Origin of the sequence: Kineococcus indalonis (assembly GCF_009906395.1) — a bacterium.
Lineage (GTDB): Bacteria > Actinomycetota > Actinomycetes > Actinomycetales > Kineococcaceae > Kineococcus > Kineococcus indalonis.
Window position 1 is genome coordinate 1 of sequence record NZ_JAAALM010000024.1, and the last position, 17,716, is coordinate 17,716.

The window sequence follows — 17,716 nt, forward strand, 5'->3', positions numbered from 1 at the left end:
GCGCATCGCGTCGGCGGTGGCGCGCAGCGCCTCCAGCAGGGCGGGCGCGCCGCCGTCGCGGGCCAGGGAGCGCAGCGCGAACAGCAGCTTGCTGGACGGCTCGCGCAGCGCCTCGGCGGGCCCCAGCGCGACGGTCCGCGAGCGCCGCGGCCCCACGAGCACCGCCAGCAGGTCGCCGCGGTGCCGGCCGTACTCGACGAGGACGCGGCCCTGCAGGGCCAGGCGCAGCTCCGCGGCGGTCGGTGCCGCCGCCGGCGGCGGGTGCGTGGCCGGGTCCACCCAGGTGGCCCGCCGCACCCGCTCCTCGAGGGTCTTCTGCCGCTCCAGCAGCTCGGCCGGTTCGGCGCCGTCACCGGCGCGCGCGGCGGCCAGCTCGGCGTGCACGCCGCGCAGCAGGGCCAGGTCCGCCCCGGTCCCGCCGGTGCGGGGCGCCTCGCTGGTCAGCAGGGCCGCGGCGCGGGTGCGCTCCAGCCAGCGCAGGACCCGCTCGGGGGAGGCGGTGGGCAGCAGCGCCCCCAGCCCGAGCTGGCCCAGCTCCACGCCGTGGCCGGAGGCGCGGGCGCGCAGCTCCGCGGTGGGCAGCGCCGCGCGGTGCCGGGACAGGTCGGCCAGGCCCGCGCGGCAGTGCGCCAGGACCTCCCCGGGCCGGCCGGTGAGCTGCGCCGCCCGCGCCCGGGCCACGCGCCCCTTCAGGCGCACCAGGGCGGGGCCGTCCGCGCAGAGCCCGCCGGCGCGCTCCAGGGCCTCCAGCGCGGTGCCGGTGCGCCCGAGCAGGGCCGCCAGGCGCCCGGCGGCCAGGTGGGCGTCCGCGGCCCAGGTGACGATCCCGGCGCGCTCCAGGGTCCGGGCGGCGCGCACGAGCACCGGCAGGTCCGCGGCGCCGGGCCGCCCGGCCTCGGTGCGCGCCACCACCTCCACGCCGCGCGCGAACGCCGTCCAGGCGGTGCGCCGCTGGCGCCCGAACAGCTCCGCGGCCTCGCGGGCGGCGGCCTCGGCCCGCTCGGGGGCGCCCAGCAGCGCCAGGCGCGCCACGCGCACCTGCGCCTCGGCGGCCAGCAGCCACACCCCGCCGCGGCGGAAGTCCTCCAGCGCCAGCGCCGCGGCGTCCGCGGCCTCGGGCAGCAGCCGCAGCTCCACGAGGGCGTCGGAGCGCTCCAGGTGGTGCTCGCCCAGCGGCAGGTGCGCGCTGCGGTGGGCCTCGGCGGCCCGCTCCATCAGGCGCAGCCCCTCGGTGAGCCGGCCGCTCTGCACGGTGGCCCAGGCGCGGCTGTCCTCCACGACGGCGACGAGGGCGGGGCCGACGCGGGCGGCCTCGCCCTCGAGCGCCTCCAGGCGCGCCACGGCGGCCTCGTGCCGGCCGTGCTGGCTCTCCACCAGGGCGAGGTTGTTGCCCGCCTTGACGCGGATGTCCGGAGGGGTGGCGGGGGCGTCGAGCAGCGCGCGGTACAGCGCCTCGGCCCCGTCCAGCGCGCCGGTGTTGTGCAGCAGCACCGCCTGCTGCAGGTCCAGCGCGGGGGAGGGGCCCAGCTCGCGGGCGTGCTGCAGGTCGCGCCGCGCGGCCCGGGCGCTGCCCAGCTCCTGGTTGATCGCGGCCCGCGTCGTCAGCACGGCGGTCAGCAGCGCCGTCAGGCCGTGGCGGCGCGCGACCCGGACGGCCTCGTCGAGGTGGTCCTTGGCCTCCGCGCCGGCCAGGCGGTGCCGGGCGCACCAGCCCTGGGCGCGCAGGGCGACCACGAGCGCGGGGGCGTCGCCGGCGCGGCGGGCCTCGGCGACGAGGTCGGCCGCGTCGCCGGGGCTGCCGGGGTCGCGCACCGAGCGCTCGTAGGCGGCCTCGGCACGTATCAGGAGCGCCGTGCCCGTCTCCTCCACCCCAGCACCCCCTTGACGCTGACGGCGTGACCGAGTGTGGTGCGAGGAACGGTTTATACACCGATTCGCGGAGGAGACGCGCCGTGACCCGTCACATGGATCCGCGCAGCAGCGAGCAGCGGCGGGAGGACGGCGCGCGGGTGGCGCTGCAGCTGCGGCGCATGGCGGACGCGGAGTCCAGCCGCAGCTACCAGCGCGACCTGCTCGCGGCGATCGTGCAGCGCCGCACCGCGTCGTCCCCGCCGGGCGGACCGCCCGGCGGCGCGGCGGTGGCGCGCTACCGGCCGTGCGAGGTCGGCTGCCTGGAGCAGGACACCGGTTTCCTCGTGGCGGTGCTCGGGGAGGTGCTGGTGCGCACCTCCGCGGCCGCGCGCGCGGCGAAGGTGCTGCGCCCGCTGGGGTACGCCGGCGAGGAGGTCGAGGAGCTGCGCGGGCTGGTCACCCGCTTCAGCAGGCCCGGCACGCCGGTGCACCTGGCCAGCCGGCACGCCCGCGAGCTGCGCGCCGCCGGCGTGCCGGCGAGCGTGAACCACGTCGTCCCGCTGGGCTACGTCGCCAAGGGGGAGGGCGGTTTCGAGCCGGCCAGCGCACCGCCCGGCCCGCGCGGGCCGGGCACCTCCCTGCCGCAGGGCGCGGTGCGCGTCGCCGTCGTGGACACCGGCCGCGCCGCGGAGGAGCGCCGCGACGGCTGGCTGCGCAACGCCGAGGGCGACGTGGACCCCCTCTACCGGAACCCCGGGCGGGAGCCGGGGGAGCTGGACCTGGCCGCCGGCCACGGGCAGTTCACCGCCGGGGTGGTGCAGCAGGTCGCCCGGGGGGCCGCGCTGCGCTCCTACGACGCCGTCGACAGCGACGGGATCGGCAGCGACGTGCGCGTGGCCGCCGCGGTGCTGCGCGCCGCCGACGCGGGCGCGCAGCTGGTGAACCTCTCGCTGGGCACCCGCACCGTGGACGACGTGCCGCCGGTGGGGATGCAGGTGGCGCTGGAGGTCCTCGCCGAGGAGCACCCCGACGTGCTGCTCGTCGCCGCCGCCGGCAACTCCGGCGGCACCCGGCCCACCTGGCCGGCGGCGTTCCGCTCGGTGGTCGCCGTCGCCAGCGTCACCGCCTCGCTGAAACCCTCCCCCTGGTCCGACCACGGCCCCTGGGTGGACTGCTCCGCGATCGGCGAGGGCGTGGTGTCCACCTACGTGCCCGGCACGGAGTCGCGCGCGGTGGACAAGGAGGACCCGGACACGTTCGGGCCGGACTCCTGGGCGCTGGGCACCGGGACCTCCTTCGCCGCCCCGCAGATCACCGGCGCCGTCGCCGACAGGATGGCCCGCGAGCCCGGCACCGCGCCGCGCCGGGCGCTGCTGGAGGTGCTGCGCGGCGACCGCCGGGCGCGGGACGTCCCCGGCTACGGCACGGCCGTCCCGGTCCTGCCCGGAACCGCCGCCCGCTGACGCGCCGGATCCGCCGTGCCCGGCGCCGCTCCTACAACCCCACCCAGTCGGTGACGATCCGCTCGCCGCCGGCCGTGGTGCACACGAGCCGGAAGCGGCCCGCGGGCAGCGGGTGGACCGTGAAGCAGCCCAGCTCGTCCACGTCCACCGGCACCGGGTCCGCGCCGGTGGTGTGCAGCTCCACCGCCCGCACCACCGGCGGGACGACCTGGCCGGTCAGCGCGTCCGGGGTGACGCCCACCTCCACGACGACCTCCCGGGCGCGGAACGTCAGCGTGCGCAGGGCGGCGGTGCGCCCGCGCACCCCCGCGCCGGGGCGCGAGGACCCCGCGGAGTCGTAGGACAGCTCCGCCAGCTCCGCGTCCACGGTCCGCCACGTGTAGACCGCCCGCGCCGCGGCGAGGACGTCCTCGGGAACCTGCGGCGGCCGCAGCGCCGAGCGCACCGCCGCCAGCAGCTCCTCGTCCGCGGGCTCCTGCGGGAACCGCTCGCCCATCGTCCTCACCTCTCCCTCGGGGTCCTGCTCGAGCGCCCGGCCGGGCGCTGCGGCTGCTCGCCGTCCCCGCCGAGCAGCGCGGTCAGGGCCGGCGACCTGCGCAGCTTCTCCAGGCAGCGGGCGCGCGTGGGGCCGATGCTGCCCACGGGGATGCCCAGCCGGCGGCTGATCTCCGCGTAGGGCAGCGGGGGGTCCGCCACGAGCAGCTCCAGCAGCGCCCGCCAGGCCGGCGGCAGGCAGGCGAACGCCTGCCGCAGCGCGCTGCGCCGCTCCGCGGCCAGGAGGTCCTCGTCGAGGCCGGGAGCGGCGTCGGGGAACTCCCGCGGCTCCTCCACCAGCACCTGGCGCCGCGAGGAGCGCAGCAGGTGCAGGCACTCGTTGCGCGTCGTGCTGCCCAGCCACCCGGGCAGCGCGCCCGGTTCCCGCAGCGCGGGCAGGTTCTCGACGAGCCGCAGCCACACGGTCTGGCTCACGTCCCGGACGTCCGCGTCGGCCAGGCGGAACCGGCGGCAGACCGCCACCACGAGTTCGGCGTAGCGCTGCACGATCTCGTCCCACGCCTCGCCGTCGCCCTCGGCGGCCGCGCGCACCAGGTCGGCGGTCGAGCTGTCCGCACCCATCGTCGCCTCCTCCGCCGGGCCCCGCCCGGGCCCCGCGCGGGCCCGGTGCGGGCCCGGTGCGGGTCCTGTGGACCAGAGCCCGGCGAGGCGGTGAGGATACCCCCGCCGCCCGCGTCCGGGCCCGTTCCCGCGGGCCCGTGCACCGGCGGGTATCAGCGGGCCGGTGCGCGTCCTCCTCCCAGCGAACACCGGTGGTGCGCAGCGCCACCCCACCGACGGAGGTCGACGTGGCGGCTCGTGCTCTGTGCATCGGCATCGACGACTACCCCGGGACCGGCAGCGACCTGCTCGGGTGCGTGAACGACGCGCGCGACTGGGGGGACGCGCTGAAGGCCCGCGACTTCCAGGTCGAGGAGCTCCTGGACGCCGAGGCCACCGGGGCGGCGCTGCGCGAGCGGCTGCGCGCCCTGGTCTCCGGGGCCCGGTCGGGCGACACCGTGGTCGTCACCTTCTCCGGGCACGGCACCTGGGTCCCCGACGAGGGCGGTGACGAACCCGACCGCCGCGACGAGGCCCTGTGCCCGTACGACGTCGCCGCGCGCGGGCCCCTGCTCGACGACGAGCTGTTCGAGGTGTTCACCGGCCGGGAGCGCGGCGTGAGGGTCGTCCTCGTCAGCGACTCCTGCCACTCCGGCAGCGTCGCGAGGTTCCAGGCGCTGCCGGGCGGCCGCGCGCGGCGGCTGAGGTTCCTGCCGCCGGAGGTCTTCCTGCCGCAGGAGGCCACCCGCCGCGCCCGCGCGGTCGAGGGGCGGGCCGCCGGCGGGTCGTCCCGGCGCAGTTCCGCGCTGCTGCTGTCCGGCTGCCAGGACCACGAGTTCAGCTACGACGGCCGGTTCGACGGCCGGCCCAACGGCGCCTTCACCCACGTCGCGCTGCGCGCGCTGGAAACCCTGCCCGGGGCGGCGACCTACCGCGACTGGATCGCCGCCGTCCGCGCGCAGCTGCCCAGCGCCGACCACCCGCAGACGCCCGGCCTGTCCGGCACGTCGGCGCAGCGCTCGTGGCGCGTGCTCGCCTGAGCAGCGCGCCGCGCAGGACCGCACCGGGCGCCCGGGCAGCAGGGGGAGGGCGCCCGGTGCGCACCACCACGAGCACCACGAGCACGACCACCGGACGACCACGGAGGGGACGACCGTGGAGAAGCTCGAACCACGACTGCTCACGCTCGTCGAGCAGGGGCGCGTGCGCGCCAGGAGCGCCGGGGCCCGCGCCGGCGAGACGGACGACGGAGCCGTCCGCATCCCGGTGATCATCTCGCACGTCGAGGACGTCGAAGCCCCGCAGCTGCAGGACGGCGAGGACCGCGGCGCCGCGCTGGCGGACCTGCAGCGCGCGGTGGGGCAGCGCCAGGCGCCCGTCGTCGAGCGCCTCACCCGCCTGCGGGCGCTGGGCGTGCACCCGCACGCCCTCACCAACGCCGTCACGGCGGAACTGACCCCGGCGCAGCTGGACGCGGTCGCGGAACTGGACGAGGTGCGCCTCGTGCGCGCCTCCACCCTGGAGCACGTCGCCGTGATGAACGAGAGCGTGCACGTCATGGAGGTCCCCCAGGCGCAGGAGGCCCTGCACGTCAGCGGCCGCGGCGTGCGGGTGGCCGTCCTCGACAGCGGCATCGACGCCGGCCACCCCGCCCTGTCCGGCAAGGTCGTCGACCAGGTCAGCACGGTGGGCGAGCCCGTCACCGTCCCCGGCGACCACGGCACCCACGTCGCGGGCACCGTGGCGAGCAACGACCCGATCTACCGCGGCGTCGCGCACCAGGCGGACCTGGTCGACGTCAAGGTCCTCACCGCCTCCGGGTCGGGTTCACCGACCTCGGTGATCGACGGGCTGGAGCAGGCGGTGCGCCGCGGCGCCCGGGTGGCCAACCTCAGCCTCGGCTGGAGCGAGGTCCACCACGGCTGGGTGTGCGACGACGCCGACTGCGTGCTGTGCCTCGCGGCCGACAACGCCTCCCGCCTGGGCGTCACGGTCGTCGTGGCCGCCGGCAACGAGGGCGACGCCTCCCCGGCCGGCCCGCCGTTCAACATCCGCCACCCCGGCGCCGCCCGCCGGGTCCTGACCGTCGGCGCGCTCGACAAGGCCAAGAACCTCGCGTCCTTCTCCAGCATCGGGCCCGGCAGCGGGCGCCTGAGCCCGGGCTCGGCGATCCGGCTCACCAAGCCGGACCTGGCCGCTCCCGGCGACGGCATCGTCTCCACGATCACCGGCGGGGGTTTCGCGTCCTTCAGCGGCACCTCGATGGCCAGCCCGCACGTCGCCGGCCTGGCCGCCCTGTTCCTGGAGCGCCACCCCGACGCCTCCCCGGCCGTCGTCAAGAAGGCCCTGGAGGACGCCTGCGAGGACCTGCCGCTCCTGCCGAACGAGGCGGGCTACGGCATGGCCAACGCCTTCGGCGCCCTGATCCGCGCGGTGGTCACGAAGTGACCGCCGCGGGCACCCTGGGGCCGTGACCGCGGACGTGGACCCCGCCCTGCGCGCCGAGCTCGAACGGCTCGCGGCGGCGGGGGGCACCTCCTCGCCCCTGCCGGTGCTCCTCGCGCTGCACCCCGAGGCCCCGCCCGCCGCCGTGCTCACCGCCCTGCAGCGGGCCGGGGCCACCGGCGTGCGCGTCCTCGCCCTGGCCGCCGCCGTCGCCGCGCAGCTGCCCGCCGGCGCCGTCACCACCCTCGCCGCCCACCCGGACGTGCGGCGGGTCCACCTGGACCGGCCGGCGCGCGTCACGACGGACTGACCCCGGCGGCACCACCAGCACGCACCACCAGCACGCACCACCCGCCGCACCGCCAGCACGCACCACGAGGAGGCGACGATGTCCAAGGGCGGCCAGAACGCGGTCCTCATCGCCCTGATCGGGCTCGTCGGCACGGTGCTGGCGGCGTTCATCGGGATCGTCCCGAGCCTGGGCCTGTTCGACCAGGGGCCGGGCGGCGACGGTGCCGTGCCCGGCTGGGGCGCGGTGCGGGACGGCTCCGGGGAGGACAGCGCCGGGTCGGACGGGGCGGAGCCGAGCAGCGGGTCGTCGGGGCCCGCGTCGCTCTTCCTGTCGGCGACGTCGGCTCCCGCGGGGGAGACGTTCACCGTCAGCGGCGAGGGTTTCGACCCGGACGAGGTCGTCACGGTCCGCGTGCACACCTCCGAGGTGGCCAGCACCCAGGTGGACGGCGACGGCAGCTTCAGCGGCGTCGCCGTGGTCGTCCCCGACGAGCTCGGCGTCTTCGCCCCGCACCGCTTCGACGTCGTGGCCACGGGTGAGAGCTCGATCCGCTCGGCGTCCAAGCAGATCACCGTCAGCTGAACGCGGACGCGCGGGGGAGCGACCGACCGGCGGCACCGGGCGGTCCCCGGGACGACGCACCGGAGGACGCGCCAGAAGGCGCACCAGAGGTTCACCGACACCGACGAGGAGCGAAGGCGTGGCCCAGGACGACGGTTCCCCGAAGGACGGCGGCTCCACGAGGACCGCCGAGAAGAACGGCTCTGCCGCGCCGACGTCGTGGTCCGAGCACTTCCGCGGCCTGCCCGACGCGGAGCTGAGACCCCTCTCCGGGAGCACGACGCTCGGAGCCGGAGCCGGGTACCCCGGGGAGATCGTCGCGTACTCCCTGCTGGACGACGTGACGAGCGCGGCGGCGACAGCCGTCAGCAGGGCCGGGGCCCGGCACGTCCTGCTCGTCGAGGACAGGGCGCTGCTCGACTCGACCTGGAGCCACCTGGTGATCACGACGACGCTGCGGCGGTTGCAGGGAGCCGTCGCGCTGGCGGACCGGCTCGCCCGGTCGCTGGGCCGGCACGTGCCCGGTGCAGCGGGACCCCCCGGTCCGGGGCAGTCCGCGGAGGACCTCGCTCTCCAGGCCGCGGGAACACCGATGGCGCTCGGGGTCCCGGCGGTGTCGAACCTGGCGGCAGCGCTCACCCCGGCCGGACTGGTCCCGGCCGCCCTGGCCGCGCTGCCCGCCGTCGTGGGGGGCGTCGCCGACGTCGCCGGGATGCTGAGGACCAACTACACGGTGTCCTCGCGCACCATGACGACGAGCGGGACACCGCTGCTCGCCGAAGTGGCCAGGAACCTGACGTCGCGCGGTGTGCGGGTGTCCATCGACGGGTTCGGCCACGTGGACGGCCGCTCCGGGCTGCTCGGGGAGTTCACGGAACTCCTCGGCGCCTCGCGGACCCTGCGGACCGCGACGATCGCCGCACGCACGGAGCGCTCGATGTTCGAGCGAGCCGTCGAGGAGCTGAAGGAGGAGAGGCGGTCGACGCTCGCCTCGTACCTGGAGGTGCTCGAACGCGACGAACCGGCGCCCGCGCCGGCGCAGGCGTTGAAGGCCCACCTCGCCGACCTCGACCAGCGCGTGGCCGAGCACGTCGCGGTAGGAGCGCGGCTCGCGCCGGCCGTGACGTTCGTCGACTCCGTGATCGCCGAGGTCGACGCCTTCGCCGCCGCCTGCACCACCCCGTCCGGTGGGACGCGGAGCCCCTTGCTGGCGGCACTGGCCCGCGAGGCGCTGTTCTCGGAGGGGTCCGGGGTCACGCACGTCCTCTTCGTCTCCCTCGACAGCACCGGGTCGGAGACCGCAGCGCCGCAGAGCGCGCTGCGGAACGTCGATCACCTCCGCTACGTCGCGGGCATGCAGGCCAGCTTCATCCTCTGCTCGGTGGCGAACGGGTCCGTCGTGGACTCCGGCGTCCAGCGCAGGCTCAAGCACGCGACCCTGGACCTGGGCAACGGCACCGTGAGCACCGGTGCCGTCAGCGACCTGAAGTGACGTGCACCGATCGTCGTCGACCACCGCCCGACCCCTCGTGAAGGGGACGTCACGCACCACGCGGGCGCAACACCGATGCGGCCACCCGTTCGACCACCCGGGTCAGCGTGGGTTCCACGTGCGGGGACCAGGTGCTGTGCGACGAGGACGGCAGCTGCACCGGCGGCGAGTCCTCCTCCACGCTGCGCCCGTTCGGCGAGTGCCACCCCACGTCCTGCGCGTGCGGGTCCACACCGACTTCACCGCCGCGGACGGGCGCACCGACTGCACGAGCGACGAGCGGGTGCTGGAGCAGGTCGTCCCCTCACGCACCCGGCGGCGCCCAGGCGGGGTCGCGCCCGGCCAGGCCCAGCACCCGGTGCCAGGCCGGGGCGCCCGCCGGCACCGGCACCGGCGGGCCGAACAGCCCGGTGCGCGCGTCCGGGTCCGCCGGCACCGCCGCCACGAACGCGTGCACCGCCGCCAGGGCGGCCGCGTCCACCTCGTAGGGCTGCCCGGTGGCCACCGCCAGGTCCCAGCCGTGCAGGACGAGCTCGTCCAGCGCCACCAGCCCGGCCTCGCCGGCGTCCAGGTCGATCCCGCCGGCGCGGGTGGCGCCGCGCCAGGCCGCCGGGTCCGACCAGGCCTCCGCCAGCGCGCGCAGCCGCTCGGGGAGCACCGCGCGCCAGCCGCCGGGCAGCGCGCCGGTCGGGCCGCCCGGCGGGGTGTCCGTCAGCGGGCCGAGGTCCTTGCGCGCCGCGGCGGTGAAGGCCAGCGCCAGGCCGCCCACGTGCTCCAGCAGCGCGGCCACGGTGGTGCCCGCGCACGGCGTGGGCGCGTCCAGCAGGTCCTGCGGCAGCGCCGCCACCACGCGCGCGGTGCGCTCGGCGGCGGCGTGCAGGTCCGGTGGACCCTCCCCCGGCACCGCCCGGGGCGCCCCGTCCACGGTCTCGTCCACGGCTTCGTGCAGGGTCTCCTCCACGGCGTCCTCCCCGGTCGGCTCGTCGTGGTGGTGACCCGCGCCGCGCGCCGGGCTCACCGGCGGGCGCCGCTCCTCACCGCACCCGGCGGCGCCGGCGCGGCCGGTGCGCGGCGCGCGCCCGGCGCCCGGCGGGGCTGTGCGCCCAGCCGGTCACGGCGAGCAGGAACAGGCCGCTGAGGACGAGGAACACGCCGGTGAGGGCGTTGAGGTGCGGCACCCGCGCGCCGGCCAGGGGCAGCACCCCCACGACCACGAGGGCGGCGCCGCACGCGGCGGCGAACCAGGCGCGCCCCCGGCTGGAGCCGACCTCGTCCACGCCGCGCCACGCCTGGCGCTGGGCCCTGTCCAGGGGCCGGCGCGCCCACGCGAACTGCGTGGCCAGCACCGCCAGGCCGGCGGCGACGAGGACGAAGCCGGGGCCGGGCAGCACCAGCAGCGCCGCGCCGGTGAGGGTCAGCGCCGACCCGGCGACGGTGACGAGCACCTTCTTCACGGACTGCGCGGAGCGCGGCACGGGACCTCCCCGGTTCGGCGTCTGCCCCGATGGTCGACCACCGGCCCGCCGGGCGCACCCGCGCGGTTCAGCCCCGCGCGCCCTGCGCGGGCACGGCCGCCGCCGCGCCCTGCCGCACGCCGTCCCGCGCGCCGGGCAGGCGCGGGGTGGCCAGTTCGCCGGGCGGCACGGCGCGGCCGAACAGGTGCCCCTGCGCCGCGTCGCACGAGGTCGCCGCCAGCTGGTCGAGCTGGTGCGGCTCCTCCACGCCCTCGGCGACGACGCCCAGGCCGAAGCTGTGCGCGGCGCTGACCACCAGCCGCACCAGCGCCGCGTGCCCGGCGTCGGCGGAGGCCACCAGCGAGCGGTCGATCTTCAGCACGTCCACCGGCAGCCGGGACAGCTGCCCGATGGAGGTGTAGCCGGTGCCGAAGTCGTCGATCGCCACGCGCACCCCCACCGCGCGCAGCGCCCGCAGGTGCTCCAGCGCCAGGGGCTCCTCCACCAGCACCGTCTCGGTGATCTCCACCGTCAGGCGGGCGGGGTCCACGCGCGCGGCGGCCAGGGCCTCGCGCACGTCGTCCAGCAGGCCGGGGGCGGCCAGGTGCCGGCCGGAGACGTTCACCGCGACCGCCAGCCCGGCCCGCTCACCGCCCTCGGCGTCCCAGCGCACCAGCTGCGCGGCGGCCTCCCGCAGCGCCCAGCGGCCCAGCTCGCACACCAGGTCCGAGCGCTCGGCGACCGGCACGAACGCGTCGGGCCCCACCAGCTCGCGCCGGCCCGGGCGCCGCCAGCGCACCAGCGCCTCCACGGCGCGGGTGCGCCCGGAGGCCAGGTCCAGCACCGGCTGGTAGTGCAGCACCAGCTGCCCGCCGGCCAGCGCCGCGCGCAGCGCCTCCTCCGTGGCGCTGCGCTCGCCGAGCTCGGCGCGCAGCTGCTCGTCGAAGACCTCCACGACGCCGCGGCCGGCGGCCTTGGCCCGGTACGTGGCCGCGTCGGCGTCGTGGAGGAGCTGCTCGGCGCCGTCGCCGGCGGCGGCGAGCGCCACCCCCACGCTCGCCCCGACGCGCACCTGCCGCCCGCACAGCTCCACGGGCGCGCACACGGCGTCCACGAGCCGCTGCCCCAGCGCCCGCAGCTCCTCCAGCGCCACCTCCTCGCGCACCCCGGCGGGCACCGCGGGCACCAGGACGACGAACTCGTCCCCGCCGAAGCGGCACACCACGTCCCCCTCGCGCACCACCGCGCCCATGCGGGCGGAGACGACGCGCAGCAGCTCGTCGCCGGCGGCGTGGCCGAGGGAGTCGTTGACGTGCTTGAAGCGGTCCAGGTCCACGAACATCAGGGCCGCGCGGTGCCCCTCGCGCCGGGCGCGGTGCAGGGCCGCCTCCAGCAGCGCCTGCGCCCGGGCCCGGTTGGGCAGCAGGGTCAGCGCGTCGTGCGAGGCCTGGTGGCGCAGGTCCGCCTGGAGGCGCTCGCGGTCGTGGATGGCGCCGATGAGCTGGGTCACCGAGGCGTGCACGACCTCCCCCAGGGGGCCGTGCAGGGGGCGCCGGGCCGCCTCGGAGTCCAGGTCGCCGGCGGCCACGGCCTGCGCCTGGTCGCGCAGGCGGCGCAGGCCGTCCACGGCGGCGGCCAGGCCGCGCGCGACGGTGCGGACCTCCTCGGGGCCGGACTCGGCGACGTCGACGAGCTCGCCGGCGCCCACCGCGCGCGCCTGCGCGGCCAGCCGGGCCAGCGGGCGGGTCAGGGAGGCGCGCACGACGGCGGTGACCGCCAGGCTGGCCAGCAGCAGCGCGGCGGTCACCAGCAGCAGCTGGGTCAGCTCGCGGCGGGCGCGGTCGGCGTGGGCGGCGCCGGCGGCCGCGGCGACGTCGGCGGCCACCCGCAGGGCCGCGCCCACGCCGGCGTCGCGGCGCTCGTTGGCGGCCAGCAGCGCGGGCAGGCGCTGCACCGGCGGTTCCTGGCCGGCGGTGGCGACGGCGGCGGCGGTGGAGTCCACGGTGCGCACCAGGCTGCCGGTGGCGGCGCTCCAGGCGGTGACGACCTCGGGGGAGCAGGTGCCCACGACCTCGCCGGCGGCCTCGCGGTAGCCGCCCCAGGCCTCCACGAAGCGGGCCCGCACGGCCTCGCCGGCGGGGCCGGTGCCCAGCAGCGAGGCCAGCAGCAGCGGCATCTCCGCGCCGGCCAGGGTGGCCGCCCGCGACACGCGCCCGAGGTCGGCCAGGGCGGAGGTGGTCTCGCCGTCCAGGCCCTGGGCGCGGGCGGTGCGCAGGTGGGCGGCGGCCTGCACGCCGAGGCGCTCGGCGAGGCGCTGGTAGTCGGTGAACACCGACTCCACGGGGCGGTCCGCGCGCGGTGCCGCGCGCAGCCGCCGCAGCTCGGCGGCGACCCGGTCGGCCTCGCCGGCGGCGAGGGTGGCGCGGGCCCGCTGCAGGGCGGCGTCGACCTGGGCGCGCGCGCCGGCCAGGCGCCCGGGCAGGTCGGGCACGGCCAGGGCGGCGAGGACCTGCTGGTCCACCTGCAGCCGGCGGGCCCCGGCGTCGTCGGCCAGCAGGTCGGTCACCAGGGCGGGGGTGACCTCCTGGGCGACGCCGAGGCGCACCGCGTCCAGGGCCACGGCGGCGCGCACCCGGGCGACGGCGGCGTCGACGGCGCGCACCCGGGCGACGCGGTCGTGCACGGCGGTGCCCACGAACAGCGCCAGCCCCAGCACGGGCACCAGGAGCATGCCGATCAGGCGCCGCTGCAGGCTGCCGCTGCGGCCTCGTCGCCGGGTCGGGGACAGGGGGATCACCTCGCGCACGTCGGCGCGGCGCTCGGGGGCGTTGAGCGGGACGCGCAGCGGGTACCCCGGTCAGCCGCGCTCGACCACCCGCCCGGCCCAGCGCACCGGCCCGGCGGACGCGTCGCGGGGCGTGCACCAGCGAAGGGGATGGCGGTGGAGAGCGCAAGCAGAACGGCGAAAAGCGACGCGGCAGGTGCGCAGCGTGATCGCAGCGGCGGGTCGTCCGCCGCGTCGGCCCGCGCCGCTACCGTGACCGGCGGGGACGGGCAGCGGCCCGTCGCGCCGTCCGCGGGAGGGGGCCCGGTGCCGGACCTGCTGGACCCCGCCGCGCGCGCGGCCGACTCCTGGGCGTGGGCGCTGGTGGTGCTGCTGGCGGCCGTGCTGCTGGGCGCGCTGCTGCCGGTGGTGCCCACGGGCGCGGCGGTCTCGGCGATGGCGGCGCTGGCGCACCACCGCTCCTGGGCCTCCACGGGCGAGGTGCTGCTGGTGGGCGCGGCGGCCGCCCACGCGGGCGACCTGGTCCTCTACGCGCTGCTGCACCGCTCGGAGAACCGCCTGGCGCGGCTGCTGCACCGGCGCAGCACCTCGGGGCGGGCCGCCGCGCACGTGGCGGAGCTGGGCGAGCGGCTGGCCCGGCACGACGTGCGCACGCTGGTCGCCGCGCGGCTGCTGCCGGGGGCGCGGGTGCCGGTGATGGTGGCCGCGGCCGGCACCGCGTACCCGGTGCGCCGCTTCGCGGTGGCCGCCGCGGTGCCGGCGCTGGCGTGGTCGCTGGTGTACTCGGCGATCGGGCTGGCCGGGCGCAGCGCCAGCGACCGGCCGCTGGTGGGCGCGGCGGTGGCCGTCGCGCTGGGGGTGGGGGTCACGGTGCTGGTGGGGCTGGTGCAGCGCCGCCGCGCCGCGCGCCGCCCCCGCTGAGGGGCGGCGCGCGCCCGCGGGTGCTCCGGCACCCGGGGCCTCAGGGGTGCAGCAGCACCTTCAGGGCGCCGGAGGAGCGGTCCCCGAGGACCTCCAGGGCCCGCCCGGCGTCCTCGATCCCGAACTCGTGGGTGATCAGCGGGGTGGGGTCCAGCACGCCGGCGGCGAAGGCGCGCACCGCGTACGCCCACGCGCGGGTGGGGGCGCCGAAGACGGTCAGGACGTGCACGTTGCGCGAGACCAGCTCCAGGGAGGACAGGTCGTCGGCGTCGGCGGCGGGGATTCCGGTGAGCACCACGCGCCCGCCGCGGCGGGCCAGGCGCACGGAGGTGCGGGCCACGCCCGGGGCGCCGGCGGCCTCGACGACGGCGTCGAAGGTGCCCTCCAGCGCCTGCGCGCCCTCGGTGGTGGTGTAGTGCGCCGCGCCGCAGCGGCGCGAGAGCTCCTCGCGCTCGCCGTTGCGGTGCACCACGGTGACCTCGCAGCCGGCCCCGCGCAGCAGCTGCACGGCGAGCAGGCCCAGGGTGCCGGCGCCCACGACGGCCACCTTCGAGCCGACGGTGACGTCGGCGAGCAGGACGGCCTCGGCCACGCAGGCGGCGGGCTCGATGCCGGCGGCGGCGCGCAGGTCGGCGCCCTCGGGCAGCAGGTGCAGGTAGCGCGCGGGGAGGGTCAGGTGCTGCGCCCAGCCGCCGGGCAGGGTGAAGCCGGTCTCCTCGTACTCCTGCGCCCAGCCCCCGGTGTCCCCGGCGACGGAGGCGGGGGTGCCCTCGGCGGTGCGGATGCCCTGGCCGACGACGCCGCGGCCCACGAGCTCCTGCGGCACGCCCTCGCCGACGGCCTCGACGGTGCCGGACCACTCGTGGCCGGGCACGACGGGGTAGCGGACGAACTCCGCGGGCCGGGTGCCGGCGAACACCTCGCGGTCGGAGCCGCAGATGCCGCAGTGCGCGACCCGCACGAGCGCCTCGCCGGGGCCGGGCGGGGCCACCTCGACGTCGACGACCTCGAGGTGACCGGGGGAGGTGATGCGCACCGCGCGGGAGAGGGCCATGCGCCAGAACCTAGTGGCCGCGCCCGGGTGCCCCGGTGCCCGGGACGCGCCGGGCGCCGGGGGCGCTCAGCGCCCGGCGCCCTCGGCGCGCTCGATGACCTCGGTGAGGGCGGCGACCAGGCGCCGGGCCTCGGGCAGCGACAGCTGCGCGGTGTCGCCGATGAAGACGCGCGGGCCGAAGCGGCGCAGGACGGTCTGCCCGGCCTCGGCGTAGGCGAGGTCGGTGCACTCCAGGCGCACGGGGCAGGGGCGCTCGGCGCCGTCGTCGCCCTCGAGCGGCACGACGCGGGACTCGTAGGCGTGCAGCCAGCCGCCCTCGACCTCCAGGCCTCGCGAGGCCCAGGCGGGGGCGTCCCAGCGCACGACCTGGACCGAGTCGTCCGCGACGGCGGCCCCGGCGTTCGCGGGGGCGCTGGTCGGCTCGTCGTCCATGGTGCTCCAGGTGCTCCAGCTCTTCCGGTGGCCCGAGGGCGCAGTGATCGTGCGTGATCACCCAGTCGCCCTCGGTGGTCGCCCTTAGCGTGCCAGAGGAGCCCCGATCCCGCCTCGTATCCGAGCAACTACTTTGAGTCACCAAGGTGGGATCGGTGATCACCCTCCGCGTCCACCCCGTCGCACCCGAGCCCGCGACCCGCCCGCGAGTTGCCCCCGGAGCGCCCCCGGCGGCACCATCGGGCCATGGTCCCGGTCACGGTCGTGCTCGACCCCTTCTGGCCGGGTCGGCGCCCCTACCTCTTCGACGGCTGGTGTCCGCGTCACCGCTGACGCAGCCCGCACCACCCCGACGGACCGACGGACGAGGACGCCCACCGTGAGCACCGACGAGACCCCCAGCACGCCCCCGGCCACCGCCGCGTGGGGCTTCGACACCCTGCAGGTCCACGCCGGCCAGCAGCCCGACCCCACCACCGGCGCGCGGGCCCTGCCGATCTACCAGACCACCAGCTACGCCTTCCGCGACACCGACCACGCCGCCGCCCTGTTCGGCCTCACCGAGCTCGGCAACATCTACACGCGCATCACGAACCCCACCCAGGCGGTCGTGGAGGAGCGCATCGCCGCCCTCGAGGGCGGCCTGGCCGCCCTGCTCGTCTCCAGCGGCCAGGCCGCCGAGACCCTCGCCGTCCTCAACATCGCCTCCGCCGGCGACCACGTCGTGGCCAGCCCGCGCCTGTACGGCGGCACCTACAACCTCTTCCAGCACACGCTGCCGAAGATGGGCGTCACCACCACCTTCGTCGAGGACCCCGACGACCCCGCCTCCTGGCTCGCCGCCGCCCGCCCCGGGACGAAGCTCTTCTACGCCGAGACCATCTCCAACCCCGCCGGCGACGTCCTCGACATCGCCGCCGTCGCCGACGCCGCGCACTCCGTCGGCGTGCCCCTCGTCGTGGACAACACCATCGCCACCCCCTGGCTGGTGCGCCCCATCGAGCACGGCGCCGACGTCGTGGTGCACTCCGCCACCAAGTTCCTCGGCGGGCACGGCACCTCCATCGCCGGTGCGCTCGTCGACTCCGGCCGCTTCGACTGGGCCGCCTCCGGCCGCTTCCCCGGCCTGAGCACCCCCGACCCCAGCTACCACGGCGTCGTCTTCACCGACGCCGTCGGCCCGGCCGCCTACGTCACCAAGGCGCGCGTGCAGCTGCTGCGCGACCTCGGCCCCGCCGCCTCGCCCTTCAACGCCTTCCTCATCGCCCAGGGCCTGGAGACGCTCTCGCTGCGCATGGAGCGGCACGTCCGCAACGCCCGCGCCGTGGCGGAGTTCCTCGACGCCCACGAGCAGGTCCTCAGCGTCAACTACGCCTCCCTGCCCTCCTCGCCCTGGCACGCCAACGCCCAGCGCTACACCCCCCGCGGCTCCGGCTCCGTGCTCGCCTTCGAGATCGCCGGCGGCCTGGAGGCCGGCAAGCGCTTCGTCGACGCGCTCGTGCTGCACAGCCACGTCGCCAACATCGGCGACGTGCGCTCCCTGGTGGTGCACCCGGCCTCCACCACCCACAGCCAGCTGACGGTGGAGGAGCAGTTCACCTCCGGCGTCACCCCCGGCCTGGTCCGCCTGTCCGTGGGCATCGAGGACCTCCAGGACGTCCTCGCCGACCTGGCCCTCGGCTTCGCCGCGGCCGCCGCCTGAGCGCGGTGCGGCGCGCAGCAGCGACGACACTGGACGGGACGGACGGGGCGGACGTGGCGGTGGTCGACGTGGTGGACGACGTGGTGGGCGGCGCGCTGGGCGGCGCGCTGGGCGGGGTGCTGGCAGGAGCGGCCGCCGACGCGCTGGCCGCGCGCGGCGCCGCCGGCGC

General features: G+C 77.8%; 16 protein-coding genes. 8 read left to right on the forward strand and 8 right to left on the reverse strand.

The features are described from left to right. On the reverse strand, window positions 1-1,869 hold a 1,869-nt coding region (locus GTR00_RS02700), incomplete at its 3' end, for a hypothetical protein (protein ID WP_166610112.1). An 83-nt stretch (window positions 1,870-1,952) separates the two neighbouring features. On the opposite strand from GTR00_RS02700, the gene GTR00_RS02705 reads away from it, so the two are divergent. Then, the gene (locus tag GTR00_RS02705) at window positions 1,953-3,314 is read left to right on the forward strand and encodes a S8 family peptidase (RefSeq protein WP_166610113.1); all 1,362 of its coding nucleotides are present in this window, start codon (window positions 1,953-1,955) and stop codon (window positions 3,312-3,314) included. Between the two features lie 31 nt (window positions 3,315-3,345). On the opposite strand, the gene GTR00_RS02710 is transcribed toward GTR00_RS02705, so the two are convergent. Further along, the gene (locus GTR00_RS02710) at window positions 3,346-3,810 is read right to left on the reverse strand and encodes a hypothetical protein (protein ID WP_166610114.1); all 465 of its coding nucleotides are present in this window, start codon (window positions 3,808-3,810) and stop codon (window positions 3,346-3,348) included. Window positions 3,811-3,815: 5 nt separating this feature from the next. After that, window positions 3,816-4,430, reverse strand: a complete 615-nt coding sequence (locus GTR00_RS02715; RefSeq protein ID WP_166610115.1) for an RNA polymerase sigma factor — start codon at window positions 4,428-4,430, stop codon at window positions 3,816-3,818. Window positions 4,431-4,657: 227 nt separating this feature from the next. Between GTR00_RS02715 and GTR00_RS02720 the strand changes: the two genes are divergently transcribed. From GTR00_RS02720 to GTR00_RS02740, 5 genes are all read left to right on the forward strand, one after another. Then, window positions 4,658-5,449, forward strand: a complete 792-nt coding sequence (locus GTR00_RS02720) for a caspase family protein (RefSeq protein ID WP_166610116.1) — start codon at window positions 4,658-4,660, stop codon at window positions 5,447-5,449. 115 nt (window positions 5,450-5,564) lie between these two features. Then, entirely contained in the window at window positions 5,565-6,857 is a 1,293-nt protein-coding gene (locus GTR00_RS02725) for a S8 family peptidase (protein ID WP_166610117.1), read from the forward strand. Between the two features lie 22 nt (window positions 6,858-6,879). Then, window positions 6,880-7,164: a hypothetical protein gene (locus tag GTR00_RS02730; protein WP_166610118.1), complete on the forward strand. Its 285-nt coding sequence runs from the start codon at window positions 6,880-6,882 to the stop codon at window positions 7,162-7,164. A gap of 78 nt (window positions 7,165-7,242) precedes the next feature. After that, complete coding sequence (locus GTR00_RS02735; protein WP_166610119.1) at window positions 7,243-7,728, forward strand: hypothetical protein; 486 nt, start codon at window positions 7,243-7,245, stop codon at window positions 7,726-7,728. 118 nt (window positions 7,729-7,846) lie between these two features. Then, window positions 7,847-9,199, forward strand: a complete 1,353-nt coding sequence (locus tag GTR00_RS02740) for a hypothetical protein (RefSeq protein ID WP_166610120.1) — start codon at window positions 7,847-7,849, stop codon at window positions 9,197-9,199. Between the two features lie 304 nt (window positions 9,200-9,503). Here GTR00_RS02740 and GTR00_RS02745 read toward each other — a convergent pair whose 3' ends face one another. The 3 genes from GTR00_RS02745 to GTR00_RS24720 form a co-directional block, all read right to left on the reverse strand. Further along, a complete protein-coding gene (locus GTR00_RS02745) occupies window positions 9,504-10,124 on the reverse strand; it encodes a TIGR03086 family metal-binding protein (RefSeq protein ID WP_407659583.1) in 621 nt (206 codons plus the stop codon). A 109-nt stretch (window positions 10,125-10,233) separates the two neighbouring features. After that, complete coding sequence (locus tag GTR00_RS02750; protein ID WP_205704914.1) at window positions 10,234-10,674, reverse strand: PGPGW domain-containing protein; 441 nt, start codon at window positions 10,672-10,674, stop codon at window positions 10,234-10,236. A gap of 67 nt (window positions 10,675-10,741) precedes the next feature. Continuing rightward, window positions 10,742-13,450 carry an EAL domain-containing protein gene (locus GTR00_RS24720; RefSeq protein ID WP_323132160.1) on the reverse strand — a complete coding sequence of 903 codons (2,709 nt, stop codon included), beginning with the start codon at window positions 13,448-13,450 and terminating at the stop codon, window positions 10,742-10,744. 294 nt (window positions 13,451-13,744) lie between these two features. On the opposite strand from GTR00_RS24720, the gene GTR00_RS02760 reads away from it, so the two are divergent. Continuing rightward, window positions 13,745-14,359 (forward strand): DedA family protein, encoded by a 615-nt coding sequence (locus GTR00_RS02760; protein WP_166610121.1) that lies wholly within the window; start codon window positions 13,745-13,747, stop codon window positions 14,357-14,359. Between the two features lie 40 nt (window positions 14,360-14,399). Here GTR00_RS02760 and GTR00_RS02765 read toward each other — a convergent pair whose 3' ends face one another. Then, window positions 14,400-15,413: a zinc-dependent alcohol dehydrogenase gene (locus GTR00_RS02765; RefSeq protein ID WP_166610122.1), complete on the reverse strand. Its 1,014-nt coding sequence runs from the start codon at window positions 15,411-15,413 to the stop codon at window positions 14,400-14,402. Window positions 15,414-15,479: 66 nt separating this feature from the next. Further along, the gene (locus GTR00_RS02770) at window positions 15,480-15,845 is read right to left on the reverse strand and encodes a hypothetical protein (RefSeq protein WP_166610123.1); all 366 of its coding nucleotides are present in this window, start codon (window positions 15,843-15,845) and stop codon (window positions 15,480-15,482) included. 379 nt (window positions 15,846-16,224) lie between these two features. On the opposite strand from GTR00_RS02770, the gene GTR00_RS02775 reads away from it, so the two are divergent. After that, window positions 16,225-17,547: a bifunctional o-acetylhomoserine/o-acetylserine sulfhydrylase gene (locus GTR00_RS02775; RefSeq protein ID WP_166610124.1), complete on the forward strand. Its 1,323-nt coding sequence runs from the start codon at window positions 16,225-16,227 to the stop codon at window positions 17,545-17,547. The last annotated feature ends 169 nt before the right edge of the window (window positions 17,548-17,716 follow it).

Excerpts from the sequence above, each read along its gene's own strand:
- GTR00_RS02770 (WP_166610123.1), bottom strand. The coding sequence starts at position 15,845 with ATGGACGACGAGCCGACCAGCGCCCCCGCGAACGCCGGGGCCGCCGTC.
- GTR00_RS02715 (WP_166610115.1), bottom strand. The coding sequence starts at position 4,430 with ATGGGTGCGGACAGCTCGACCGCCGACCTGGTGCGCGCGGCCGCCGAG.
- GTR00_RS02735 (WP_166610119.1), top strand. The coding sequence starts at position 7,243 with ATGTCCAAGGGCGGCCAGAACGCGGTCCTCATCGCCCTGATCGGGCTC.
- GTR00_RS02765 (WP_166610122.1), bottom strand. The coding sequence starts at position 15,413 with ATGGCCCTCTCCCGCGCGGTGCGCATCACCTCCCCCGGTCACCTCGAG.
- GTR00_RS02710 (WP_166610114.1), bottom strand. The coding sequence starts at position 3,810 with ATGGGCGAGCGGTTCCCGCAGGAGCCCGCGGACGAGGAGCTGCTGGCG.